The sequence below is a fragment of the Fibrella rubiginis genome, from assembly GCF_017353185.1.
Lineage (GTDB): Bacteria > Bacteroidota > Bacteroidia > Cytophagales > Spirosomataceae > Fibrella > Fibrella rubiginis.
Genome location: NZ_JAFMYV010000016.1, coordinates 116505 through 141855 on the forward strand (window position 1 = coordinate 116505; position 25351 = coordinate 141855).

The following is a 25351-nucleotide window of genomic DNA, read 5'->3' on the forward strand; positions in this document are numbered from 1 at the left end:
CAGCCTTAACCGTCTGGCCTTGACCATCAGACAGTGGACGTTGAACTACCCTCAAGCAATCCGTCAGGGTAACTTACTTCAGTTAAAAAAAGGCCACTGGCCGGTACGGCCCGGCTGGCGGCGGTCCGGTCTTCGGCACGAATGACGTCCACAAACTGGTCGACGGTCATTCGGCCCTGCCCCACGTCGAGCAGGGTACCCACCAGACAACGTACCATGCCGTAGAGAAACCGGTCGGCTTTAATATGGAAAACGAGTTCATCGGCGCGTTGTTCCCATTCGGCCCGCATGATTCGGCAATGGTAATGATTCACGTTGGTACGCACCTTACTAAAACTGCGGAAATTACTGTGTTCCAACAGTTTCGCGGCGGCAGCATTCATCAGCGCAACATCGAGTTCAGGCCGAAAAATATAGCTCAGGCCAGCTAGAAACGGGCTTTTCTGCCGCCTGATGTGGTACTGATAATACCGCGCTGTGGCCGAAAAACGGGCGTGGGTGGTGGCTTCAACGGGAAAAATATGGTGAATGGCAATGCCATCAGGCAGCATGTTGTTGAGCGAATAAACCAGCATGTCTATCTCCGGCAACTCGCCCTCCGTATCAAAATGGGCAAACTGCTGCGACGCATGAACGCCCGCGTCGGTCCGGCCACTGCCCGTCACGTAAATCGGTCGGCTAAGGCGCTGGGTTAGGGTTTCGTCGAGCACCTGCTGCACACTGATGCCGTTGGGCTGTATCTGCCACCCGTGAAAATCGGTTCCCTTATAGCTCAGTTCAATGAAATAACGCTGCATTTGTGTAGGCTGTTAAGCCATAATCTCACCCAATGCATTATTATACAACGACGTAGCCGTATCCGACGCGATTACGACCTGCCCATCTACAACATAATCGCTGGCAGTAACACTACCAATCTGGCTGTACGACACATGGGCTTTCTGCATGAACTGCTCGAAACCAGCCTGTTGCTCTGCCGAAACAGACACGATTACGCGGCTCTGGCTTTCGCCGAAGAGGTAAGCATCCCTGCGGTATTCCCCATCGGTGTTGATGGCAAAACCCCTACCGCCTGCCATTGCTGATTCAGCCACAGCCACAAACAGGCCACCGTCGGAGATGTCATGGGCTGACCGGATAAGCTTCTTCGTAATCAACTGCTTTACAATGGTTTGCACAGCTAGTTCCTGCTCCATATCAAACGCCGGGGCGGGCGACGCCTTCACCTTCCGGTACGAATACAGGTATTCTGACGAGGCAACGTCGTTCTGCGGTGAGCCGATCAGATAAATGGTGTCCCCTTCGTTCTGGAAGTTCAGCGTCATTCGGTTGTCAGGGTTTTCCATCAAACCGAGCATACCGATGGTCGGCGTGGGGAATACCGGTCCATCGTCCGACGATTGGTTGTAGAAGCTCACGTTACCACCCGTGACGGGGGTGGCAAAGCGCGCACAGGCTTCACCCATGCCTTTAACGGCCTCCACAAAATGCCAGTACACTTCGGGCACGTAGGGGTTACCGAAGTTCAGGTTGTTGGTTACGGCCAGCGGTTCGCCGCCGGTACAGACAATGTTGCGGGCGGCTTCGGCCACGGCAATCTGCGCCCCCGTAAACGGATTCGCGTTCACATAGCGGCTGTTGCAGTCGACGGTGATCACGATGGATTTGTCTGTCTTCGGGATGCCGGCGCCCTTCACGCGCACCACGGCGGCATCAGACGGGGCGTTGGTGCTGCGGTTGGCCGTGCCCACCATCGAGTCGTACTGCTCATAGACCCACCGCCGCGAACAGATATTGGGGTGGCTAAGCAAATGCCGCGCCACGTCGCCGAGGTCAGCGGGCGTTACGTCGGGCACGGTGTTGATGCGGAATTTGGCGAACTCCTTGATGTAAGCCGGTTCCTTGTAGTCACGGCGGTATTGGGGAGCGCCGCCACCCAGCACCAGGTCATGCGCGGGTACATCGGCCACAAGCTGACCGTAGCGGTAGAAGTGCAGCCGACCCATGCCGTCGGCGGGGGCGGCCGTCACCTCGCCAATCTGGGCGCAGTGCAGATCCCACTTGTCGAAAATGCCCTGAATGATGCCCTCTTTGCCCTTCTCGATCACCACCAGCATCCGCTCCTGCGACTCCGACAGCAGGATTTCGAATGGAGCCATGTTGGGTTGACGGGTGGGTACTTTGTCGAGGTCGATGACCATACCGTGTTCGCCCTTCGCGCTCATTTCCGACGTCGAGCAGATAATGCCTGCCGCGCCCATGTCCTGAATACCGATCACATAGCCCGTGGCGATGATTTCCAGCGTGGCTTCGAGCAGAAGTTTTTCCATGAACGGATCGCCCACCTGCACCGCCGGGAGTTTGTCGGTCGAGGCCGCCGAAATATCTTCCGAGGCAAACGTGGCCCCGTGAATACCGTCTTTGCCTGTGGCCGACCCAACAATAAACACCGGATTACCCACGCCATACGACGTTGCCTTGGCTACTTTGCCAATCTCTACGATGCCCGCCGAGAAGGCGTTCACCAACGGGTTAGTGTTGTAGCACTCGTCGAAATAGATTTCGCCGCCCACCGTCGGAATACCGAAGGCATTGCCGTAATCGCCGATGCCCTTGGTCACGCCGCGCAGTAGCCGACGGGTCTTGGGCAGGCTGAGATCGCCGAACCGGAGCGAGTTAAGCTGCGCAATGGGCCGGGCACCCATCGTGAAAATATCGCGGTTGATGCCGCCCACACCCGTTGCTGCGCCCTGATAGGGTTCCAGTGCCGAGGGGTGGTTGTGCGATTCGATCTTGAACGAGCAGGCCAGCCCATCGCCAATGTCGACCAGTCCGGCGTTTTCTTCACCCGCTTTGGCCAGCATCCGGTCTGAGTCGCGGGGGAGGGTTTTAAGCCAGATGATGGAGTTCTTGTAGGAACAGTGTTCCGACCACATCACCGAAAAGATGCTCAGTTCGGTGAAGTTGGGCTGACGGCCCAGGATGGTCACGATACGGTCGAATTCGTCGGGCAGCACACCCAGTTTGCGGGCGGTTTCTACGGTGGGCAGGGGATCGAGGAGTTCCAAGAGTACAGAATTGGGGAGTATACGAAGCCGGAAGATAACCCCGCTGACCCATTCGTAATCAATTGTTTACGCAGGCAGCGGGTCTGTTTTCGAGCGCAAAAATACGGTTTTCAGCCCGTTTCGGGCCATTTTTTCCCGAATAGGCTTGACAATTGTCAGAAATCGGCCTACTTTTGCATCATCAATCACCCAGAGAGATGGCAGAGTGGTCGATTGCGGCGGTCTTGAAAACCGCTGACTGTAACAGGTCCGGGGGTTCGAATCCCTCTCTCTCTGCCCCAGCCCCGCTAACCCTGTTGGCGGGGCTTTTTTTTGTATATTTAAGCCACCAATACAATTGATATGGCCACGACAAAGAAGGCGCACAAGAAGCCTTTGGTTGTAACGCTTCTCAACGCAAAAGGCGAACCCATTCAGGGCATTATTCCCGGTGGCGAACTACCTGTCAAAGATCCTTTTCGCGAAATAGCAGGCGAGCTAAGCAAGCACAGCCGGTTAGTTCCCTCAGCAGTACCCTACGATGGCCGATCATAAATCTGCCTTATTACTCGATACAGGATTGCTGAGCCGCTATTTTCTGGGTCAACCTATGTTTTCAGAAGCTTACGATGAGGCTATGCAACAACATAGCCCTGTTATAAGCACTGCCGTTTTCATAGAACTGCAACATTGGCTGGTGCTTCAGCGGGGACTAAAAGAGCCTATTTCTAGGTCAGAATATGATCGCCACAGACACCGTTTAGACAAGGCAATTGTATTAAACAATGATGGTGTAAGCTACGAGGCTATGCAAATCGCCCGACGATGGCCCGACACGGGTGTAGGAGATTGTTACACGATTGCTACAGCCCTGGTATTTGATGTGCCAATTTTCACGTTGAACCCAAAGCATTTTGAGCGGGTAACAGGCGTAACACTGTATAAAACTGAAAACTATCCACTATTGCTCGATAATGTTCGACGGTACTAACGAACGGTTTTCCTAACCCCGCTAACCCTATTGGCGGGGCTTTTTTTGTATATTTAAGCCACCAAGACAATTGATATGGCCACGACAAAGAAGGCGCACAGAAAGCCGTTGGTTGTAACGCTTCTCAACGCAAAAGGCGAACCCATTCAGGGCATTATTTTGGCGGGCAAACTGCCTGATGAAGACCCGACCCTAATTTTAGCGCGTGAAATGGGCGATAAATACAAAGCATTAGAACCAACTCCAATAGCTAAATGACGGCAAATCTGTTGCCGCCAATTCTTTGTAATTCGGGTTTATTGAGCCGGGTTATCAGCAGGAAGCAACCTTTCCTGGAGGCTTATCTAACCATTACTACAGTTTATCAGCCTGTCATCAGCACGGCTATTTACATTGAGCTTCAGCATTGGCTGCTATTATAACGCGGTCTTCGCCAAGACCCCATCAGCCGGACTGACTATGATCAATTCAGAAAAGTCCTTGACTCATATCTAATCTTAAACAGCGACAGCGTCAGTGAGCAGGCAATCCGTATTGCACAACGTTGGCCCGATACAGGTGTGGGAGATTGTTACACAGTTGCTACAGCACTTGTTTTTGACGTGCCTGTTTTCACGCTTAATCCTAAGCATTTTGAACGAGTAGCGGGGATTAGGCTTTATAAGCCAGACAATTATGCAGCGCTCCTCCATAGTGTTCACCGAAACGTTTAGGCCTTTCCTGTCTCACGGTTTTCCTAGCCCCGCTGACCTTGTTGGTGGGGCTTTTTTTGTGGTAATTCAACAAAAATTACTTTTTTTAAATGCAAATCATCGTCTGCACCACGCCCGGTCAGCTTAGCTACCAAACTGCCGAAAAACCGACTTTGCAACCCGGACGGGCCATTCTTCAGATTCGGCGGGTGGGCGTTTGCGGCACCGATCTGCATGCTTTTGAGGGTACACAACCTTATTTCAGTTACCCGCGCATTCTGGGGCATGAACTGGCCGGCGAGGTGGTCGAGGTTGATGCTGCATCGGGTTTTGCCGTGGGCGAAGCAGTCACCATCATTCCTTATTATGCCTGTGGACACTGTGTAGCCTGTGGGGCGGGGAAGCCCAATGCCTGTGTGCAGTTGCAGACGGTAGGCGTGCACATCGACGGGGGCATGGTCGAGTACTTGTCGGTGCCTACCAATGCGCTGGTGCGGGGCGACGGACTGAGCTACGACGAACTGGCACTGGTGGAGCCGCTGGCGATTGGGGCGCATGGCGTTCGGCGAGCGCAGGTACAACCTGGTGAGTTTGTGCTAGTGGTGGGTGCCGGGCCAATCGGGCTGGGCGTGATGGCCTTTGCCAAATTGGCCGGTGGTCAGGTTATTGCGCTGGATATCAATACCAACCGGCTGGCCTTTTGCCAACAGTCGCTGGGCATCGACCACACCGTGAACGCCCGCGACGCCGACGTTTTGGCGCAAATTCGGCAGCTTACGGACGGCAACATGCCCACGGTGGTCATCGACGCGACGGGGAGTTTAGGGGCGATCAACGGCGCGTTTTCATTCCTGGCGCACGGCGGGCGGTATGTGCTGGTGGGCCTGCAAAAGGGGGTTATTAAAGTCGATCACCCCGAATTTCATAAGCGCGAAGCCACACTCATGAGCAGCCGCAATGCCACCTGCGCTGACTTTCACACTGTGATTCATGCCCTCAAAACCGGCCTCATCGACCCGAAGCCGTTTATCACCCACCGCGTTCGGTTTGATCAGGTTGTGGATCAATTTTCCGGCTGGCTCGACCCGGCCAATGGGGTGATAAAGGCCATGATTGAGATAGACACATAGGAACTGAACCACGTAGCAGATTTTGCTACCCACATAGAGTCTACTGCTCAACGCTATTGCATTGGCGGGTCCGCGTCTGGGTTATGCCAATGCAGTAACTTTGAGCATTAGATTATAGCCTTTGAACTCTGCCCTACTCCCTTTTCTCCTGCTTCCCATCGGCGCGCTGGCACAAACGAAATGCGCCGAGCAATTACCATTTACGCCCGTGAGCGTGCCCAACCGGGTAGAGTGGAGTAAGTTTTCGTCGTTTTCACTGCCTGACTCGTTTACGCTGATCTACGGCGGGCCACGGCTGGCGGGCGATGCGAATGGGCCGCTTACCCACGGGTTCACGCACCTGGTTCGGCCACGACCCGAAGAGAACGCCCAGCCCCGACAACGGGCACTGGAATACTCCGGATTTGCGTATGGCCTGAACCAGCCGTGGGAGACGCTCGAAAGCCCCTGGGGCAATGACTTAGGCGTTTACCGGTCGAAGTGGACAGCCTGGCTACGCGATCAGTCGGGGGGGCAGGTCAACGCCGCAGGGCAGTTTGTGCTACCCGCCGAAGTGCTGATGGTGGATATTGAACGGGTGCTGGAAACGGATGCGGCCATCCTACGGCTCAAGCAAAACACCGCTACGCCCGCCCCCTACCGAAACCTGGCCGACACTGATTTTCTGCGGCAATACAAACGCGACATGACTGCCCTCTACGCTACCGGACTGCGGTTTCTGCGCGAAAAAGCCGACCTCTCCCGCACCAAACTGAGTACCTACAGCGACGTGCCTATCCGAAACGCCTACGCCAACGTGGTCGCCAACTCCTGGACCGACTGGACCACCAACCCCACCCGGCTGAGTTTTTTGACCACCGACAGCACCGGTCTGCGCCTGGGGGGGGCGTTCTACGACCAACTCGATTTTCTAAGCCCGTCGAGCTATTATTACTACGACTATCCTAACCCGCTGGCTCCCGATTTCCTGGCCTATTCGCTGTTTCAGGTCGAAGCCAACCGGGCCTGGAGCAACAAGCCGGTGCTGCCGTTTGTCTGGATGCGTTTCCACGAATGCTGCGGCAACAACCCCAATTTCATACCGGCCAACATGGCGGAGGCCACGGCGATTTTTCCGTTTTTTTCGGGGGCAAAAGGTCTCTGGTTTTGGGATCAACTCAGTCTGTCGACCACCCGGCAGGACGTTCATGCCGCTTATGAATACTTTATTCACGGACTTTACCGGCTCTCGCAATTCAAACAGCAGTTTACGGGCAACTACGAACTGGTGATCGAAACAAATGCCCGCGATTTGATGGATGGCCGCAAGCCGGTTTGGCGGGGCATTTTCAACCAAAATCAGTTGCTCGTAGCCGCCCACAATCCGTATGCAACTGATGGTCAGACCACTACAATTCCGATTTCGTACAAAGGCTGGCAGGGTAGCATCACCCTCACGGGCCGCGAAATAGCCATTTGTCAGTACGATTTGAGCCTGCTGGCCACCGAAAACTTGGCCCTCCCCGACCTGAACGTCTACCCAAACCCCGCCCGGCACGAGCTTACCATCATAGCGCCGCAACCCGACGCGGTCCAGTTGATCGACTTGCAGGGACGGGTTTTACGTCAGATTCCGAACATTTCGGGGCCGCTTCGCCTTGATATAAGCACCCTCCCCGCCGGGCTGTACCTGATCCGCAACGGGGGTATAACGAAACAGATTGTCGTAGAGAAATAAAGGGGAACGCGGATTGGGTAAGATTTTTTCTGGACAGGATTAGCAGGATTTCAGGATTCACAGGATTTTTCTACTCTGATTTGTTTGGCACAGCAAAAAGAAATCCTGTGAATCCTGAAATCCTGCTAATCCTGTCCAGAAAAAATCTTACCCAATCCGCGTTCTCCCCTTCCCCCATGAACAGACTCGCCAACGAAACCAGCCCGTACCTGCTGCAACACGCCCATAACCCCGTCGACTGGTATGCCTGGGGTGACGAAGCCCTGCAAAAAGCCTGCGACGAAGACAAGCCCATTTTGGTCAGTATTGGCTATTCGGCCTGCCACTGGTGCCACGTAATGGAGCGTGAATCGTTTGAAAATGAGACCATTGCCCGGCGCATGAACGAGTTGTTTGTGTGCATTAAGGTCGACCGCGAAGAACGCCCCGACGTCGATGCCATCTACATGGAAGCCGTGCAGGCAATGGGCGTACAGGGGGGCTGGCCCCTCAACGTGTTTTTGATGCCCGACGCCAAACCATTCTACGGCCTCACCTACGCCCCTGCCCAAAACTGGTACAACCTGCTGGGGGGCGTGCGCGAGGCCTTCGACACCAACCGCGAGCAACTCCGGCAGTCGGCGGAGGGGTTTGCCGAGCACCTGAACACGTCGGAACTGGCGCGGTTTAACCTGACGGAAGGCGACCCCATTTTTGCGCTGGAGACCGTCGAGACGATGTATCGCAAACTGGCCACGCGCTTCGATACCGAAGACGGCGGCACGGGGCGGGCACCCAAATTTCCGATGCCCGCGCTCTACGGCTTCCTGCTCCGCTACGCCGACCTCACCGGCGACGCATCGGCCTATAATCAACTGACGCTCACGCTCAACCGCATGGCGCTGGGGGGAATTTATGACCAAATCGGGGGTGGTTTTGCGCGGTATTCCACAGATCGGCACTGGTTTGCGCCGCATTTCGAGAAGATGCTCTACGATAATGCGCAGTTGCTGACCCTCTACAGCGAAGCATACACCCTGACGGGCAACGCCCTTTACCGCGACACCGTCTACGGCACGATCCGGTTTATGGAGCGCGAACTGCTCAGCCCCGAAGGTGGCTTTTATTCGGCTTTAGACGCTGACAGTGAGGGCGTTGAGGGCAAATTCTATACCTGGTCAGCTGAGGAGTTGCAAACCATGCTGGGCGATGATTTCGAGTGGTTTGAAAAGCTCTACACAATCACGGATGAGGGCAACTGGGAAGAGGGCCGGACGAATATCTTGCACCGCACCGAGACCAACCCCGCCTTTGCCGATCAGATGGGGTGGACGGCCGAAAAGCTGGAAACCAAACTGGCCTACACCCATCAGAAACTCATGGCTGAGCGCGACAAGCGCATCCGTCCGGGCCTGGACGATAAGATGCTTTGCTCATGGAATGGACTGGCTCTGAAAGGATTGGTAACAGCCTATCGCGTTTTCAACGAACCCGATTTTTTGCAAACGGCCCTGCGGCTGGCTTTTTTTATCCGGCAAAAACTAACCGATTCGCGGAACGGCGGGCGCCTGTGGCATAGCTACAAAATGGCTCCAAACAGTATGCCGGGTCGGGCCAAGCAACTCGGTTTTCTGGAAGATTACGCCGCCGTGATCGACGGCTATCTGGCGCTCTACCAGGCCACGTTCAACGAGGACTGGCTCACCGAAGCCGACCGGCTGGCGCAGTATGTGTTCAACCAGTTCGACGATGTGAAAACCGAAAACAGCGACGCCCCCCACGACCCGCTGTTCTTTTTCACCGACAAATCGGGCGAAGAACTAATTGCCCGTAAAAAAGAGGTGTTCGACAATGTGATCCCCGCGTCGAACTCGATGATGGCGCATAACCTGTACACCCTCAGCCTGTTACTCGACCGCCCGCAGTATGCTAAGCGTGTTGACCAGCTGCTGGGGCAAATGCAATCGTTGCTGGAAGGTGAGGCCAATTACCTAACCAACTGGGCCGCGCTCTACGCCATCCGCGTGCGCCCCACCGCCGAAATTGCCCTTGTCGGACCTGATGTGCAGGCATTCCGTCGGGAGATCGACGCTCGTTTTTTCCCGAACAAAGTGCTGGCGGGCACCGAAGGCAAAAGCGGTTTACCCCTGCTAAACTTACGAACGCCCATCGATGGCCGGACCGCGCTTTACGTCTGTTACAACCGCGCCTGCCGCCTGCCCGTCACCAGTGTTGACGCGATGTGGGAACAGGTGGGGTGAAGTGAGTCTAACGTCCAAAGTCTAAGGTTTAACGTTGGCTAACCGATTCGGCGAGCGGCGGACCGGTCAGCCAACGTTAAACTTTAAACGTTAAAATACCTGCCAAATCAGCGGGGGAATAATTGACGCTTTTGAGGGTCTTGTGGTCGGCGTCGCGGAAGACGAGGTACTTACCTTCCGATTCGACATAGTGACAAGGCACGCCTTTTTCGGTGTACAGGGCTACGGTCGCTTCAGCTTCTTCGATGGTTAGGCACGCTTTGCTCATGTTCGACCGCTGCACTTCGTCGAAGAGCGTTTTGAACGAATCACCGAGGCCAAATTCGAGCACGGCACCTGATAAAACATATTGCAAATCGCAGAGTGCGTCGGCAATTTCGACCAGGTTATTATCGGCAATGGCTACGCGAAGTTCTTCCAGCTCTTCGGTTAACAGCGCCACGCGCAAACCGCAGCGGGTTGCCGATGGAATTTGTGGTTTGTCGAGTATGGGGGCGTGAAACGTGCGGTGAAATTCAGCTACCGCATTGAGTGAATCTGGTGAAGTCATAACTAAAAAATCCTGTTAAAAATTAGCAGGTAAGAGATTTGTCTTAATGAGTTTAATGGCAATAGCCAGCAGGATAATACCAAATATTTTGCGCAGAACATTCAGTCCACCGGGGCCAATTCGGTCTTCGAGCCACTCCGACGATTTCAGGACAGCGTAGATCAGAATGAGGTTCAAGACAATACCAATCAGAATATTAACCGTTTGGTATTCAGCACGTAACGAGATCAACGTGGTAAGTGTGCCAGCCCCGGCAATAAGCGGAAACGCAATGGGAACAATGTGCGCAGCCCCGTCAGCTTCGAGTTCCGATTTGAAAATCGTACGGCCCAAAATCATTTCAAGACCAATCAAAAAAATAATTAATGCCCCTGCCACCGCGAAAGAAGCCACGTCGACGCCAAATAATTTCAGAATCCGTTCGCCCAGGAAAAGAAAAATAATCATCAGTAATCCCGACGCAAACGTGGCGCGTTCTGCTTCGATCTTGCCTACTTTTTTTCGTAAATCTATCAACACCGGCAATGAACCAAGTATATCAATCACCGAAAATAAGATCAGCGTGACGGAGATTATTTCTTTGAAAACGAACATAATTAGTTAGTAGGTAATGATTTTGTGTAGTAGTGTGGCTTCGCGTAGTAGTGGCTACGCGTTAAGGGTTGCTGTCGCTTGGCCCTTCGACAAGCTCAGGGTGACAGGCCAATAAGCAATCATCTCCACTTGAATCAACATCGTTGTCACCCTGAGCCTGTCGAAGGGCCAAGCGACAGCAACCCTCAGCCCGAAGCCAACTCAGCGCGAAGCTACCTTACATACCCCATCAAAAATCGTTTCAGTAAATCCATTTCTTCTTCTGAAATAGCGGGGAAGTTAGCGATGCGGAAGGTGGTATTTTTCCAATCGCCATAGCCGTTGCCGAGCAGTAGACCAGCCTGTTTGGCAGCGGTTTTGACGGCTTTGATATCAGCCTCCGAACCCGTCACGGCAATGACCGTATCAGAACGTTGTTCGGCATCGGCAATCAGCAGTGAGAAGGGCGAACCGGCCATATCCTGTTCGAAAAACGCGTACCAGTTGGCGGCGCGACGTTTGGTTACGGCATCGACTTCGGCGATGGGCGGCACCTGTTTCAGTACCTGATCAAGGAGGTAGATGCCGAGGCCATTGGGTGTATAAGGCGTTTGAAACTTGCTGAAGTTTTCGTGCAAAAAGAGCAGGCTGTTATAATGATTTCGATCGCCGATAGCCTCAGCGCGGGCTAGGGCGCGGGGTGAATAAATCAACACCGCCAGCCCGGCAGGCAGGCCAAAACACTTTTGCACGGAGGCAAACCAAACGTCGGCCAGGGGCCAGTTGAAGGTGATGCCCGCCATCGACGACACCGCGTCTACGGCAATGATGGCGTCGGGGTAATCCTGCCTGTACTGAGCCAAAGCCGCCATGCTTACCTGCGTACCGTTGGAGGTTTCGTTTTGCACAACGCACACAACATCAGGCCGTTGGGCATCAGAAACAGGCTTTATTCGCTGGGCATAGTCCATCCATTTCTGACCAAATGCCCCCCGATACGGGTGAAAGCTATGCTGTTCAGTCAGCGACTGCGCCACAATTTCCCAGCACTCCGTTGCCGACGACACCAGCGCAATATGATAATCAGCAGGCAGGACTAATTTTTCATGCAATCCACGAATGGCCGACTCGGTCACGGTCATAAACTCCGGACTACGGTGGTTCATGCTCACTATACCCGACCGGCAGGCTTCCGCCGCCCAGTCAGCCACCTGCGGATATACTTTCGACGGACCAGGGTAGAAGGTTGTCATAAGGGGGTGATGAATGATAAATGATGAATGATGAATGATGAATAGGCTTCCGTCAGAGTATTATGCTTGCGGAAGCAAATTCATCATTCATCATCTACCATTCATCGTTCCTCTGATAAGCTTCTGATGGCCAGTTCGTAACCCATTAATCCCAGCCCCACAACGACGCCTTTGCACTTGGCGGAGAGGTAGCTGTGGTGGCGGAAGGTTTCGCGGGCGTGGACGTTGCTGATGTGGACTTCCACCGCCGGAGCCGTTACGGCGGCGAGCGCGTCGGCAATGGCAATAGACGTGTGGGTATAGGCCCCCGCGTTGATCACGATGCCATCCGCGTCGAAACCAAGTTCATGGATTTTATCGATCAACTCGCCTTCGTGGTTCGACTGAAAATAGCGAAGTTGCACGTCGGGAAACAGCGCCTCAACCGTTTTCAGGTAGTCGACAAAGGATCGGTTGCCGTAGATGTCCGGTTCGCGCTTGCCCAGCAGGTTCAGGTTCGGCCCGTTAATAATGAGTATCTGTTTCATACACTGTCTGCGTGCTGCGGCTAGGCACACCGAGAGGCGCAGTGGTGCGCTGATGGGCCAAGTCGTAAATCGTACCTCGTAAATCGTAAATCAATAGCGTGTGGCAAAGGTATAGTATCGCGTTTAAGAACTACCTCCGGCTGGAACGGTCATTGTCGGAACATTCCATCGAAGCGTATCTGCATGATGTAAACAGCCTGTCGCAATACCTGGAACAGGCGCACCCCGACGTGGGGCCGTTGCAGGTGCATGAAGGGCATATTTCGGGCTTTTTGCAGCACCTCGGCGAGTTGGGACTGGTAGCGCACAGTCAGGCGCGGATGCTGTCGGGGCTGAAAGCTTTTTTCAAGTACCTGCTGCTCGAAAACCTGATTCAGCACGACCCCGCCCAGCACGTGGAAGGCCCCAAACTGGGCCGTAAACTGCCCGACACGCTCAGTTTCCCCGAAATTGAGCAGATGCTGGCCGCCATCGACCTCTCGTCGCCAGCCGGACCGCGCGACCGGGCTATCCTGGAATTACTGTATAGTTCGGGGCTGCGGGTGTCGGAGTTGCTGGACCTGAAACTGACCGACTGTTATTTCGATTCGGGCTTTGTGCGGGTGCTGGGGAAGGGTAACAAAGCCCGTCTGGTGCCTGTGGGGGGCGATGCCATTCATTACACGACGCTCTACATCACCCACACCCGCAGCCAGTATGACATTCAGAAAGGCGACGAAGACACCCTGTTTCTGAACCGGCGTGGCACCCAGCTTTCGCGCATCACGGTCTTCACCACGATCAAAACCCTAGCGCAGACAGCCGGTATTCGCAAAACCATCAGCCCCCATACGTTCCGGCATTCGTTTGCCACCCACCTCATCGAAGGCGGGGCCGACCTCCGGGCTGTGCAGCAGATGCTGGGCCACGAATCCATTACCACTACCGAAATATACACCCACCTCGACCGGGCCTACCTGACCCAAACGCTGACCGATTTCCATCCGAGAGGGAAGTAGAGGCAGTAAGGTGGTGTCTGGTGCTGGTGGTGTGTTGTGGCTACGCGTTAAGGGTTGCTGACGCTTGGCCCTTCGACAAGCTCAGGGTGACAGCCCATCTAATGCAGTTTAGTGGATTTGATTCAACTTCCCTGTCACCCTGAGCTTGTCGAAGGGCCAAGCGACAGCAACCCTTAACGCGTAGCCCCCACCAGCATCAGACACCACCAGCCCGTAGCCACAACACAACATCAGCCCGTAGCCACCAACCCTTCCACTGCTCAATTCACCTACCGGCTTACTAAAAACAGGCCGATTCCGTAGTTTAGGGGCATGACTATGGAAAATAAAGCGCTGGTTTGTCAACGAGACCAGTACCCCTACCCTGCCGATGCGCACTACCTGAACTGCGCCACGCGGGCACCCCTCAGCAAAGCCGTTGCCCAGGCCGGTATCGACGCCATACAGCGGCAGCTTAACCCAATGGGGCTTACGCCCGACGACTTTTTCAGCGGTGGCGTAACGGTCCGGCAATTGTTTGCGCAACTCATTAATCAACCCGACCCGGAGCGTATTGCCATTATTCCCTCAATCTCCTACGGCATGGCGGTGGTAGCGCAAAACCTGCCCTATAAGCCGGGGTTTCGAAAGGGCCAGACAATTGTACTGGCTACCGGCGAATTTCCGAGCGACGTGCTGGCCTGGGACGGGGTAAAGCAGGAACAGGAGCTAACGATTGTTACGGTCGAGATGCCCGCCCAACTGCCCGCTGCCGATGCCTGGAATGAGGCTATCCTGGCCCGGATCACGCCCGAAACGGCCCTGGTGGTCGTGCCCATGATTCACTGGATGTATGGCACCAAATTCGATCTGGAGGCCATTGGCGAACGGTGCCGGGCAGTTGGGGCGTGGCTGGCCGTTGATGGTACCCAGAGCATAGGTGCCATGCCGTTCAACTGGCAGCGCATCCGACCCGACGCGCTGGTTTGTGCGGGTTATAAGTGGCTGATGGGACCGTATTCACTGGGTGTTGCCTGTTTTGGCCCGGCCTTCGACGGGGGCATTCCGCTGGAAGAAGCCTGGATGAATCGCCTCGACAGCAACCAGTTTCACCGCCTGGCCGAGTACCAGCCGGCTTACCGTCCGGGCGCTTACCGCTACAATATGGGCGAACACAGCAACTTCACCCAGATGCCCATGCTGGAGGCTTCGTTAAAACAACTGCTTCATTATCAGCCCGACCGCATTCAGGCCTATTGCAAAAACCTGATGGCCGACGCCCTGCCCGAACTAGTATCGCTGGGGTACCGGATCGAGCCTGAATCAGGACGGGGACATCATCTGCTCGGCGTTTGGGTGCCCGATCACGCCGACCCGATGGCCATTACCAGAGCCCTGCTGGCCCGCAACGTGTCGGTATCGGCCAGGGGACGAGCCATTCGCGTGTCGCCCCACGTGTACAATTCACCGGAGGATGTGCAGGCGTTGGTGGAAGCGTTGCGGTGATTTACGATGTACGACTTACGAATTACGATTTAGGGCTGACGCGAGCAGGCTAAAACAAGCATAGTCAGGCGTCAGCCCTAAATCGTAATTCGTAAGTCGTACATCGTAAATCATTTCAGTGAATCCAGCCCCGTTGTGTCTAGTTGCATGACTTTGGCATCCACGCGGTCGCCGGGGAGGGCGCGGACGGCCTGCTTCTTGCGGTTCCAGGGGGCTGTGGTGTGCCGCGCCATGTCGATGGTAAGCAGGATCACGATGAGGGTGAAGGTTATAAAGACACCGATGAAAATGCGCTTGTTGCGGTTCATTGTTTCAGGAGTTCTTTAGGCGTAACATAAAACGCCAGAAAACCCGTTCGACCCGACACCTCATTCCAGTTCAGGTTGTCGAACGTAATGGCCGCAACGCTGCCCTTGCTCATCGACCCTACGTCCTGGTGCGTCAGGTACTCGGCGAAGTAGGATACGTCGGGGTTATGCCCAAAAATCATCGCCGATTCGCAATCGCCGGGCAAGCTATTGACGGCAGCGAGATACGCTTTTGGTCCGCCTTCATACAGCTTTTCGTCGAGCACAATCGCCTGTGGATCAATGCCCATCTGTTCGGCAATAACTTTGGCGGTGTCGCGGGCGCGGTTGGCCGTACTACTCACCAGCACCCCTGCGTGAATACCCTGCTCATGCAGGTACCGGCCCATTCGTGCGGAGGCCATGATGCCTTCCGGCACTAAATCGCGGTCGTGGTCGCTCATAAAAGCAGACCGGTCTTCGGCCTTGGCGTGCCGCACGATATAGAGAGTGCGTTTCATATCTTTTTGAATGTACAATGCATAATGAACAATGTACAATGGCTGGCGCAAGCCTAATATCTAGTCAACCATTGTCCATTATGCATTGTACATTCTGTTTAAATCTCCCTTACCCAAATGTTACGGAAGCCAACGGGGTTGCCGTGGTCCTGCAGAATCAGCGGGCCTTTGCCGTGGGCTTGCACTTTGGGGTATCCGATGTATTCGGTGGTGCCCCGGATAGCGGCGCGGTTTTGTACCAGCACGCCGTTGAGCAGCACCGTGACGTAACCGGGCTCAATCATCAAACCAGCTTTATTGAATTTCGGGGCCAGGTAGATGATGTCGTAGCTCTGCCATTCGCCGGGTTTGCGGCTGGGGTTTGCCAGTGGGATCGCCTGTTTGTAGATCGAGCCAACCATGCCGTTTACGTAGGTCGGGTTCTGGTAGTTGTCGAGCACCTGCACCTCATAGCGGCCCTGGAGGAAGATACCGCTGTTGCCGCGACCCTGCCCGTTGCCTTCTACCTTCGGCGGCGTCTGGAACTCGATGTGCAACTGCATGTCGCCAAACTGCTGCTTAGTCATTGCTGACGATGTTTTGCCCGAATAAAGCACCCCGTCTTTCACCAGCCACTGCAACGGGTCGGTACTGTTGGTGGGGTTGTAGCCTTTGTTGGCTACCCAGTTGTCGGCGTTTTTACCGTCGAAGAGCACAATGGCATCAGAAGGGGGCGTGGTACCGGCAGTGTTGGCTGAGTAAACGCCGGGCGTTACCACAGGCGGCACCGGTTCCCAAATTTCGGTCGATTCGGGGGTTTGTTTGCTGGGTTGAACCTGAGCCAGGGCCAGGCCAGCGGATAGGGCAACGAATGCGAGGGGTAAGGTTATTTTTTTCATGAGGACGAGTAAACGTATAGGGGCCAAAGATAAACGCAAAATGGTCAGTAGCGGACGTTGGATGCCAGACGTTGGCTATTAGCTGCCGGACGACCACAGCGGCGAACCGATGCAATAACCAACGTCCGGCATCCGGCATCCAATAATGCCCGTTCGATAGGGCAAAGTGCCAAATCCAGGCCTTTATACCCGAAAATGGGCTATTTTTGAGCTAATTAATAGCATTTACCAACCACGTTCATGCGTCAATCAATTCGACACGTTTTACTTCTAACCGGAGGCTGGCTAAGCAGTCAGTTCGCCTTTAGTCAGGGGCTAACCGCCCTACCACTCAACGATCTCAGCGCCTTTCGTCAGCCCATTTCCGCCAACTGGAAAACCGTTTCTGACGTCAACGCCACGTTGACCAAAAACAACGCCTTTACTACCAAGCCCGGCACCGGCATACTGGTTTGCCAGCCCAACGGGCAGTATGGGGCGCAGTACAATCTGCTCACCACCCTCGAACACGGCGATGCCGATCTGGAACTGGATTTCATGATGGCTAAGGGAGCTAACTCAGGCGTCTACCTGCAGGGGCGGTATGAAGTGCAACTCTTTGACAGCTGGGGCGTTACCACGCCTAAAGCGTCGGACGTGGGGTCTATTTATGAACGCTGGGACGACAGCAAGCCCGACGGCAAGAAGGGTTACGAAGGCCACCCCGCCCGGCAGAATGCGGGCAAGGCACCCGGCCTGTGGCAACATTTGAAGATTTCATTCCAGGCCCCTCGCTTCGACGCGTCGGGCAAAAAAACGGAGAACGCCCGCTTCCTGCGCGTTGAGTTGAACGGGGTTGTGTTGCACGAAGACGTAGACGTAACCGGCCCTACCCGCTCAGCGCAGTTTATGGACGAAAAAGCCCGCGGGCCGCTGATGTTCCAGGGCGACCACGGCGCGGTGGCCTTTCGCAATATTCAGTACACACTCTTCGACGGCACCAAACCTCGCCTGACCGATCTGAGCTATTCGGTGTACAAAGGTCAGTACAAAAATGAGCCCTCGTTTGGCGGCATGGCCCCCGAATCGAAAGGCACAACGCCTATACTGACCGCGGGCGTGAACCGGCTGCCCAATGATTTTGTGGTGCAGTATACCGGCAAAATGCACATCGAACAACCCGGCGAGTACACCTTCGCGCTGAACACGGCGGGCGGTTCCGGGCAGTTGAAGATCAACAACCAGCCGCTGAGCAAATGGTCGGACAACAACCATCGGAGTAAGGTTACGCTACCCGCAGGCGACCTGCCGTTTGAGGCCACCTACAGCAAGTATGTGGAATGGAACAAAGCCAACCTGCAACTGATGGTGTCGGGTCCGGGCATTCGGCAGTTTATGCTTACCCCCGCCACCGACGATGAAGAAGTAGCCGACCCGATTCTGGTAACGGCTGAAACGAACACCCTCCTGCGCAGCTTCATGGATTTGCCCACGGCCAAAAACGACCGGGGTCGCAACTACCGCGTCACCCACGGCATCTCGGTGGGTAGCCCGGAGCAGGTGCACTATACCTATGATGCCGACAATGGCTCGATCGTGCAGGTGTGGCGGGGTATGTTCCTCAACGCCACGCCAATGTGGGAAAACCGGGGCGATGGCTCGTCGCGGCCCATGGGCGCGGTACAGTACCTGGTTCAGAAACCGCAGTTGATGCTGGCCCGGCTGGCTTCGGCGCAGGCGGCATGGCCTGCCGACACCACCAACAGCGGGTTCCGGCCAAAGGGCTACGCCCTGGATGAGAGCGGCCGGCCTACTTTCCGCTATATGGTGGGCAACACCGCCGTGGAAGACCAGATCCGCGTGCTGCCCGAAGGCCACGGCCTTCGTCGCGAACTGACCGTGGCCCAGCCCGGCACCGGCTTGTATGCCCGCCTCGTCGACGGACAAACCATTGAGGCTATGCCCAACAACATGTATCTCGTTGACGGCAAGGCTTACTACATCCAGCTCGACGATGCGGCGGGGAGTAAACCCCTGGTCCGTAACGGGGCCAGTGGCCGGCAGGAATTGATTGTACCCGTTGCAGGCAAACTCACGTATTCGATCCTTTTTTAAAAGGGGTTCAAGGTTTAACGTCTAAAGTCTACCGTTGCTTCGCCTATGTCTGACGAAGCGTTGCTCCGTTTGTTCCGGCGTAAAAACGGAGCAACGCTTCGTCAGACATAGGCGAAGCAACGGTAGACCTTAGACGTTAAACCTTGAACCACCCTACAGACTATGAAATTCATCCACAATTCCCTCCTCCTCGCTGCCCTTTCGGTGGTCACGCTGGCACAGGCCCAGGAGTCGCCCAAAGAGGAAGACTTCTTCAAAATTACCAAGGTGTCGGCACCCGAAGGCACACTGCTGGAAGTAGGCGGCCTCACGATGCTACCCAACGGCGACCTGGGCATTTCGACCCGCCGCGGTGATATTTTCATCGTGCAAAACCCCACAAGCAAGCGGCCCTATTTCCGCAAGTTCGCGTCGGGGCTGCACGAAGTACTGGGCCTGGTCTACAAAGACGGTTCGCTCTATTGCGCTCAGCGCGGTGAGCTGACCAAGATGACCGACACCAACAACGACGGCAAAGCCGACCTGTTTGAAACGGTCTACGCCTGGCCGCTGTCGGGGCACTACCACGAGTATAGCTTCGGTCCCAAACTGGCCCCCGACGGTACTATGTTCGTGACGGGCAACGTGGCGTTTGGCGACGAAGAATGGTGGCGGGGCGAAAGTCGCGTACCCTGGCGCGGCTGGACAATGAAGATTTCGGAAAACGGCCAAATGCAGCCCTGGGCCACCGGTATGCGCTCGCCGGCGGGCCTCGGCATGATCGACGGCGAACTGTTCTACGCCGACAACCAGGGCGACTGGCAGGGTTCGGGCGGGCTTGTGCACGTACCCAAAGGTGCCTTCACGGGCCACCCGGCAGGTTTGAAATGGACGGGTATGCCCAACTCACCCCTGAAACTGACCGCCGATCAGTTCTACGCCAAGATCGACATTCGGCAAAAGCGCGACGCCAACGGCCGGATGATCAAGCCCGAAAACGTGATTAACGAAACGCCGGACCTGCTCTACAAGGTGAAGGAGACCTTCCCGGAAATTCAGATGCCCGCTGTTTACCTACCCCACGGCATTCTGGGCATTTCCAATTCCGAGATCGTGAACATCCCGCAGGGAACGTTTGGGCCGTTTGCCGGGCAGCTGCTGGTTGGTGATCAGGGCATGAGCATTATCTCACGGATTATGCTCGAAAAAGTGAAGGGCGAATACCAGGGGGCGTCTATCATGTTCCGGTCGGGCTTCCGGTCGGGGGTGATGCGCTTGGCGTTCGCACCGGATGGGTCGCTGTTTGTGGGCGAAACCAACCGGGGCTGGGGATCAGCCGGCGACGCCAACGAGGGCCTGCAACGGCTGGTCTACAACGGCAACACGCCCTTCGAGATGCGCATGGTGAAGGCCATGCCCGACGGTTTTGAAGTGGAGTTTACGAAGCCCGTTTCCAAAGCGTCGGCAGAAGACCTGGCGTCGTACTCGGTCGATAGCTTTATCTATAAATACCACCCCGTCTATGGCTCGCCCACGATCAACAAGGAACGCCACGCGATCAAAGGCGTGAAACTATCGGACGACGGTCTGAAAGCGCGCATAATCGTAGACAATCTCCGGCAGCACTACATCCACCAGCTCACCATCGACGGTGTGCGGTCGCAGGACGGGTCGTATTCGCTGGTGCATCCCATTGCCTATTACACGCTCCACAATATTCCCGACGGGCAGAAGCTGGCGATGAACGAGGTAAGCACGAAAAACTCGGCCAACGTTGCTGCCAAAACCGACGCCGCCCCGGCAGCCACCGTTAAACCAGGTACGGTGAATGCTAAAACCGGCAAGCCAATGACGAAGCAGGAACTGGCAAAGGCTAATGCGAAGACCAAAAACGCCCTTCAGTTGGGGCAGGCGGTGAGTGTAGCGAAAGCGCCAACCTACGAAGAGGTGCGCGGTATTCTGGCGAAAAACACCTGTCTGGCCTGCCACAACGCCGACAAACGGCAGGTGGGTCCGGCCTACAAGGAAGTGGCCAAGCGGGGCTACACCAACGACCAGCTCGTGGAGTTGATCTATAACCCCAAGCCCGCCAACTGGCCCGACTACGCTACCGAGATGCCCCCCATGCCCCAGGTTCCCAAAGCCGACGCCCTGAAGATTGCCGCGTGGATCAACTCCCTGGCCCCCGCCAACAAAGCCGGTGCCGCCAGCAGCAGTAACAAGGACGAGCCTAAAACACGGCCGTAATAATTCAGAATTTACCAACAAAAAAGGCCTCTGCTGATTAGCAGAGGCCTTTTTTGTTGGTAAATAACTGGCGTTTACATCAGGATATTGTCAACGGCCTGTAGTTTGGGGGGCAGGTTGGTCTCGCCCAGCATTTCGCGCAGGTCGATTTCGATATTGCGGCATATGGCCGACATGGGTACGTCGTTGATGGCGTTTTCAAAGGGATTCTCGCTCGTGTCGCCTACTACTTCCATCGTGTTGAATACCCAGGCGATGATTACGTAAAACGGGATGGTAAGCCAGACGTGCCAGCCGCCTATTTTGGCCATCTCGGTGATTAGCCCGAAGGGCAGCAGCAGAATAAACAGCCACACAAACACATAGCTGAAGAACGCGTACTGCCTCGGAAACGGAAACGACTTGATGCGTTCGGCGGCTCCCTGCTGGTTGTAAAACTCCACCAGCATCCGTTCCAGCTCGTTGTGGTAAATATCGGAAAGCAGCCCCTGCGCTCGCAACTCGCGCAGATGCGCCGACTGACGACGGATAAGCTGCGTGGCCACGTTGGCTTTGCCCTGATAGGTTGCGGCTTCTTCTTTTGGCAGAAAAAGCAGTAGCTCATCCTCTATTTTTTCCTGTTGGAAGGCACTTATATGATCAATAAGCTGCAGTTCGGTGCCGTGGTGTTCCTGCCAGACCGGACGGCTCCGTAGCTGTAGCCGCAGTACATTCAGGTACGCCAGATGTCGGTAGACCAACAATCGATGATGAGCCGGTAAGTAAGCAGTAGTTACTGAGTTGGTGGCGCTCAGATTCGTGATGTAGTCCTGCACCATCATGCCCCACGACCGGCTGGCGTTGGTCAGGCTACCCCACACCCGGCGACCTTCCCAGAGGCGGTCATAGGCCGAGTTGTTCTTAAAACCGACGTAGAATGCTACGGCGGTGCCGATAGTCGCAATGGGAACAAAAGGCACCGTGAGGTAGGGCCAGTGCGTAGTTACGTAGAGCGTCACGATGGCCGTGGCATACAGCCCAAAAAAAAGGACCGTCCGCCAGGCGAACGGCCAGAAATGCCGGAATGCAATTCGTTTACGAGTGTACATACCTCAACGATAAATGAGATTTTCTCAGCACAGAATCGAGATGATTTGACAGCCAGCAGGCGGCACTAATCCTACGTTGGTAGGGTCTGCCTCTCTGCTTAAGGTTTGTCTTCTTCCGACTCGATATCGCGGTTGCGGAGGTTGCTTTTACCGAGGTAGTCCGTCTCCTCCATCCCGTTCGATTTGTCGTTTATCTCGTCGGCATCCACGTCAGTGTCTTCGTCTACTTCTTTCAAAAAAGTGCCGGGCTTAGGGTCTTTGTCGCTGGGCGACTGTTCCGATTCAGGGCGTTCAATCATGGCTAACGTTGGTTGTTTGGGGTTGAACACCCGCCCCGCCCAAAAGTTTAAGAAGCGATTAAATCGAGGACCTGCGTTAACCAAACAAGCCCTTTGGGAGTAGATAGCGTAGCAGACCGCACAACGGCATTTTCCTCATGGCAGATAAAAAACTTACGGGGCAAACCGCCCTCGTCACAGGCGCTAACTCAGGCATTGGTGCCGGAGTAGCCAAATCACTCGGACAGGCGGGTGCCAACGTCATTGTCAACTACGTGTCCAAACCCGAAGATGCCGAAGCCGTTGTTGCCGAGATCAAAGGCTACGGCGTTGATGCACTGGCTCTTATGGCCGACGTGTCGAAAGAAGATCAGGTGCAGGCCATGTTCAAACAGGCCATTGACCACTTCGGCACGCTCGACATTCTGGTGAACAACGCCGGGCTGCAACGCGACGCCAAATTCCACGAAATGACCCTGGCGCAATGGCAACTGGTGATCGACGTGAACCTGACGGGGCAGTTTTTATGCGCCCGCGAGGCCATCCGCGAGTTTTTGCGCCGTGGTCCCCGCCCGGAGGTGTCGAAAGCCACGGGCAAAATTATCTGCATGAGTTCGGTGCATGAGCTGATTCCCTGGGCGGGCCATGCCAACTACGCCTCCACCAAGGGGGCCATTAAAATGCTGATGCAGTCGCTGGCGCAGGAGTACGGCGACCGCAAGATCCGCGTGAACAGCATCTGCCCTGGTGCCATCCAAACACCCATCAACACCGCCGCCTGGAGCACCCCCGAAGCCTATAATTCGCTGATGACGCTGGTGCCCTACAACCGCATCGGCCAACCCGATGACATCGGTAACCTCGCCGTCTTCCTTGCCTCCGACGACTCAGACTACATCACCGGCGCCAGCATCTTCATCGACGGCGGCATGACCGTCTTCGAGGGCTTCTCAACGGGGGGGTGAGGCACTAAAACGGTGTATATTCACACATCGTTTAACGCCCAATTCCTTGCACTGTGACTACCGAAAAGTACATCAATCCGTTTACCGATTTCGGGTTCAAAAAGCTGTTTAGCGAAGAACCGAATAAGGAGTTGCTTGTGAGTTTTTTGAATCAATTATTGCCCCAGAAGCATCAGGTGGCCGATTTGTCGTTCACCAAAACGGAGCAGCTTAGCAACACGCCCATTGACCGGAAAGCAATTTTTGACCTTTATTGCGTCAGCCCCAGCGGCGAACGGTTCATTGTTGAACTACAGAAAGCAAACGGTGCGACGTTCGCCAGAATTTCTTTCGTGACCGGAGCGTATACTATGCCTCATTCCCCATTCAGGAGCAAGGTATCGTTGGTTCAACCTGGAACTACAAATTAGCACCGATATATACGGTAGGCATTCTTGACTTCCTGTTTGATGACGAAAAGAATGACAATCGGTCATCCACACAGTGCAACTCAAAGACCAGGATTGCCGGGTATTTTATGAAAAGCTGACGTTCATCTACCTGTCGATGCCCAACTTCAACAAGAGAGAGGAAGAATTGGAAACGCTGCTCGACAAATGGCTATTTGTATTCAAGCAACTACCCATGCCACAAGCCCGCCCCGCCCGGTTGCAGGAGCGCGTTTTTGACAGGCTGTTTCAGGTGGCTGAGGTAGCGCGTTATAGCCGCGAAGAACAGGAAGCCTACGTGCAAAGCCGGAAATACTACTGAGATCTTAACAACGTCATCGACACGGCCAACATGGAGGGCATCGAAACAGGACGCGAGGCAGGCCGGGAAGAAGGCCGGGAACAGACACAGATAGACATCATCTTGACCGGGCACCAGGAAGGTTTCTCACCAGAGCAATTGAGCAAACTAACCAAACTCTCCCTCGATCAGGTACTTGCTATCATTGCGGAGAATATATAATCACCCAACGCCCGCGAGGGCTGATGGAGTAGCACAAGATTGACCCGGAAACGCGACGCGGCTACTGGCTTTTTCACCCTTGTGTGGTTGGGTGCTGCACCCAGCACTCAACCACACTCCTGTCCAACGAGGCGCACCCAAGCGAAGCCAACCATTAACGTACACAACCAAACTCACAGAGAGAGGCCGAAACTATTAGACGAGGCTGTTCTAGATTAGCGTTCTTTCGCAGGTACGTTGCGGTGTCGACCGAAAAGCTTTTGTCAACTCTGTATGCACTAGCACATTATCAGCATTTGTTTTATTCGTTTTTTAGTTTCAATAACATAAATTGATAGATATTGAAATCTGCTCTCAGCCTATCTCCAAACTCAATCCACCTGCTGATTATGTTTTGAATTCGGCCTTCTTGGGCTTCGTCGAATAGGCCATTTTGCAAATTATCTAACAACGCTGAAGACTCAGAAAGATTTATCATCTCTGTCGTTGGCTGACCTTCGCGGAATTTCAAAAAGTCATAGATAGTCTGTCCAAGTGTTGATTGGTTTTCAAGATTAGTCGGTTCATGAAAGCAAACCTCCTTTCCTGTTTCTAAATAGCTATATTTATGCTTATATGTAACTACTTTTGTGTGTGGTGGAATAACAATATGCTCTTTTAATATTGGAATATTTTGAAAACGAATACTACCAGACGATGTCAAAATATTTTGTGATTGTTCATAAAAAGGTTCATGCATAAACCAAGGCCAAGGTCTCCAACTCAAAAGTGAAGACATATGGACTGCTAATAAGTAGGCAGTTCTATGCAAAAATAGTGGGGCAGTATAAAATGCCTTACCTTTGCCTTCTAGATCTAAT

Annotated in this window: 27 protein-coding genes and 1 tRNA gene; 16 read left to right on the forward strand and 12 right to left on the reverse strand. The window is 54.6% G+C overall.

What is annotated here, in order from left to right:
- Positions 1–26: 26 nt before the first annotated feature.
- Positions 27–797 (reverse strand): tRNA pseudouridine(38-40) synthase TruA, encoded by a 771-nt coding sequence (truA, locus tag J2I47_RS24355; RefSeq protein ID WP_207367230.1) that lies wholly within the window; start codon positions 795–797, stop codon positions 27–29.
- A 12-nt stretch (positions 798–809) separates the two neighbouring features.
- The gene (gene purL / locus J2I47_RS24360; protein ID WP_207367231.1) at positions 810–3068 is read right to left on the reverse strand and encodes a phosphoribosylformylglycinamidine synthase subunit PurL; all 2259 of its coding nucleotides are present in this window, start codon (positions 3066–3068) and stop codon (positions 810–812) included.
- Positions 3069–3259: 191 nt separating this feature from the next.
- On the opposite strand from purL, the gene J2I47_RS24365 reads away from it, so the two are divergent.
- The 7 genes from J2I47_RS24365 (at position 3260) to J2I47_RS24395 (ending at position 9817) form a co-directional block, all read left to right on the forward strand.
- Positions 3260–3344: transfer RNA gene (locus tag J2I47_RS24365), tRNA-Ser, on the forward strand.
- A 66-nt stretch (positions 3345–3410) separates the two neighbouring features.
- The gene (locus J2I47_RS24370) at positions 3411–3602 is read left to right on the forward strand and encodes a hypothetical protein (protein WP_207367232.1); all 192 of its coding nucleotides are present in this window, start codon (positions 3411–3413) and stop codon (positions 3600–3602) included.
- Positions 3589–4038 carry a type II toxin-antitoxin system VapC family toxin gene (locus tag J2I47_RS24375; protein WP_207367233.1) on the forward strand — a complete coding sequence of 150 codons (450 nt, stop codon included), beginning with the start codon at positions 3589–3591 and terminating at the stop codon, positions 4036–4038. Before J2I47_RS24370 ends, J2I47_RS24375 begins: the two co-directional genes overlap by 14 nt.
- A 75-nt stretch (positions 4039–4113) precedes the next feature.
- Entirely contained in the window at positions 4114–4296 is a 183-nt protein-coding gene (locus tag J2I47_RS24380; protein WP_207367234.1) for a hypothetical protein, read from the forward strand.
- A gap of 544 nt (positions 4297–4840) precedes the next feature.
- Positions 4841–5860, forward strand: a complete 1020-nt coding sequence (locus J2I47_RS24385) for a zinc-binding alcohol dehydrogenase family protein (RefSeq protein WP_207367235.1) — start codon at positions 4841–4843, stop codon at positions 5858–5860.
- Between the two features lie 121 nt (positions 5861–5981).
- Positions 5982–7577, forward strand: a complete 1596-nt coding sequence (locus J2I47_RS24390) for a T9SS type A sorting domain-containing protein (RefSeq protein WP_229374921.1) — start codon at positions 5982–5984, stop codon at positions 7575–7577.
- A 176-nt stretch (positions 7578–7753) separates the two neighbouring features.
- Positions 7754–9817 (forward strand): thioredoxin domain-containing protein, encoded by a 2064-nt coding sequence (locus tag J2I47_RS24395; RefSeq protein WP_207367236.1) that lies wholly within the window; start codon positions 7754–7756, stop codon positions 9815–9817.
- A gap of 76 nt (positions 9818–9893) precedes the next feature.
- Here J2I47_RS24395 and J2I47_RS24400 read toward each other — a convergent pair whose 3' ends face one another.
- The 4 genes from J2I47_RS24400 to aroQ all read right to left on the reverse strand — a co-directional run bounded on the left by J2I47_RS24400 (position 9894) and on the right by aroQ (position 12720).
- Positions 9894–10367: a pyrophosphohydrolase domain-containing protein gene (locus J2I47_RS24400; protein ID WP_207367237.1), complete on the reverse strand. Its 474-nt coding sequence runs from the start codon at positions 10365–10367 to the stop codon at positions 9894–9896.
- A gap of 15 nt (positions 10368–10382) precedes the next feature.
- Positions 10383–10961 carry a MarC family protein gene (locus J2I47_RS24405; RefSeq protein WP_207367238.1) on the reverse strand — a complete coding sequence of 193 codons (579 nt, stop codon included), beginning with the start codon at positions 10959–10961 and terminating at the stop codon, positions 10383–10385.
- A gap of 212 nt (positions 10962–11173) precedes the next feature.
- Positions 11174–12193, reverse strand: a complete 1020-nt coding sequence (locus J2I47_RS24410) for an aminotransferase class V-fold PLP-dependent enzyme (protein ID WP_207367239.1) — start codon at positions 12191–12193, stop codon at positions 11174–11176.
- A 101-nt stretch (positions 12194–12294) separates the two neighbouring features.
- On the reverse strand, positions 12295–12720 hold the full coding sequence (aroQ, locus tag J2I47_RS24415) for a type II 3-dehydroquinate dehydratase (protein WP_207367240.1): 426 nt from the start codon (positions 12718–12720) through the stop codon (positions 12295–12297).
- Between the two features lie 98 nt (positions 12721–12818).
- Here aroQ and xerD point away from each other — a divergent pair, with 98 nt between their 5' ends.
- Positions 12819–13718 (forward strand): site-specific tyrosine recombinase XerD, encoded by a 900-nt coding sequence (gene xerD / locus J2I47_RS24420; protein WP_207367241.1) that lies wholly within the window; start codon positions 12819–12821, stop codon positions 13716–13718.
- A 312-nt stretch (positions 13719–14030) separates the two neighbouring features.
- Positions 14031–15203, forward strand: a complete 1173-nt coding sequence (locus J2I47_RS24425) for an aminotransferase class V-fold PLP-dependent enzyme (RefSeq protein WP_207367242.1) — start codon at positions 14031–14033, stop codon at positions 15201–15203.
- Between the two features lie 110 nt (positions 15204–15313).
- Here J2I47_RS24425 and J2I47_RS24430 read toward each other — a convergent pair whose 3' ends face one another.
- The 3 genes from J2I47_RS24430 to J2I47_RS24440 all read right to left on the reverse strand — a co-directional run bounded on the left by J2I47_RS24430 (position 15314) and on the right by J2I47_RS24440 (position 16889).
- A complete protein-coding gene (locus J2I47_RS24430; protein ID WP_207367243.1) occupies positions 15314–15511 on the reverse strand; it encodes a hypothetical protein in 198 nt (65 codons plus the stop codon).
- A complete protein-coding gene (locus J2I47_RS24435; RefSeq protein WP_207367244.1) occupies positions 15508–16011 on the reverse strand; it encodes a SixA phosphatase family protein in 504 nt (167 codons plus the stop codon). The genes J2I47_RS24430 and J2I47_RS24435 overlap by 4 nt, the downstream gene beginning before the upstream one ends.
- Positions 16012–16109: 98 nt before the next feature.
- On the reverse strand, positions 16110–16889 hold the full coding sequence (locus J2I47_RS24440; protein ID WP_207367245.1) for a 3-keto-disaccharide hydrolase: 780 nt from the start codon (positions 16887–16889) through the stop codon (positions 16110–16112).
- Positions 16890–17129: 240 nt separating this feature from the next.
- On the opposite strand from J2I47_RS24440, the gene J2I47_RS24445 reads away from it, so the two are divergent.
- Positions 17130–18983 (forward strand): 3-keto-alpha-glucoside-1,2-lyase-like domain-containing protein, encoded by a 1854-nt coding sequence (locus J2I47_RS24445; RefSeq protein ID WP_207367246.1) that lies wholly within the window; start codon positions 17130–17132, stop codon positions 18981–18983.
- A 162-nt stretch (positions 18984–19145) separates the two neighbouring features.
- Positions 19146–21209, forward strand: coding sequence for a c-type cytochrome (locus J2I47_RS24450; protein WP_207367247.1), 2064 nt, complete (start codon positions 19146–19148; stop codon positions 21207–21209).
- A 74-nt stretch (positions 21210–21283) separates the two neighbouring features.
- Here the strand turns inward: J2I47_RS24450 and J2I47_RS24455 are convergent, their stop codons facing one another.
- Positions 21284–22297, reverse strand: a complete 1014-nt coding sequence (locus J2I47_RS24455) for a bestrophin family protein (RefSeq protein ID WP_207367248.1) — start codon at positions 22295–22297, stop codon at positions 21284–21286.
- Positions 22298–22395: 98 nt separating this feature from the next.
- The gene (locus J2I47_RS24460) at positions 22396–22596 is read right to left on the reverse strand and encodes a hypothetical protein (RefSeq protein ID WP_207367249.1); all 201 of its coding nucleotides are present in this window, start codon (positions 22594–22596) and stop codon (positions 22396–22398) included.
- 137 nt (positions 22597–22733) lie between these two features.
- On the opposite strand from J2I47_RS24460, the gene J2I47_RS24465 reads away from it, so the two are divergent.
- Genes J2I47_RS24465 through J2I47_RS26725 form a run of 5 tightly spaced genes read left to right on the forward strand, consistent with a single transcriptional unit; the run spans position 22734 to position 24491 of the window.
- Positions 22734–23540 (forward strand): SDR family oxidoreductase, encoded by an 807-nt coding sequence (locus J2I47_RS24465; protein WP_207367250.1) that lies wholly within the window; start codon positions 22734–22736, stop codon positions 23538–23540.
- 53 nt (positions 23541–23593) lie between these two features.
- Positions 23594–23950: a PD-(D/E)XK nuclease family transposase gene (locus tag J2I47_RS26810; protein ID WP_310587736.1), complete on the forward strand. Its 357-nt coding sequence runs from the start codon at positions 23594–23596 to the stop codon at positions 23948–23950.
- Entirely contained in the window at positions 23905–24069 is a 165-nt protein-coding gene (locus J2I47_RS26815) for a hypothetical protein (RefSeq protein ID WP_310587740.1), read from the forward strand. The genes J2I47_RS26810 and J2I47_RS26815 overlap by 46 nt, the downstream gene beginning before the upstream one ends.
- Positions 24024–24290: a PD-(D/E)XK nuclease family transposase gene (locus J2I47_RS26820; protein WP_310587737.1), complete on the forward strand. Its 267-nt coding sequence runs from the start codon at positions 24024–24026 to the stop codon at positions 24288–24290. Before J2I47_RS26815 ends, J2I47_RS26820 begins: the two co-directional genes overlap by 46 nt.
- A gap of 30 nt (positions 24291–24320) precedes the next feature.
- Complete coding sequence (locus J2I47_RS26725; RefSeq protein ID WP_229374922.1) at positions 24321–24491, forward strand: hypothetical protein; 171 nt, start codon at positions 24321–24323, stop codon at positions 24489–24491.
- A gap of 301 nt (positions 24492–24792) precedes the next feature.
- Here the strand turns inward: J2I47_RS26725 and J2I47_RS24475 are convergent.
- The coding region (locus J2I47_RS24475; RefSeq protein WP_207367251.1) for a hypothetical protein at positions 24793–25351 on the reverse strand (559 nt) is incomplete at its 5' end.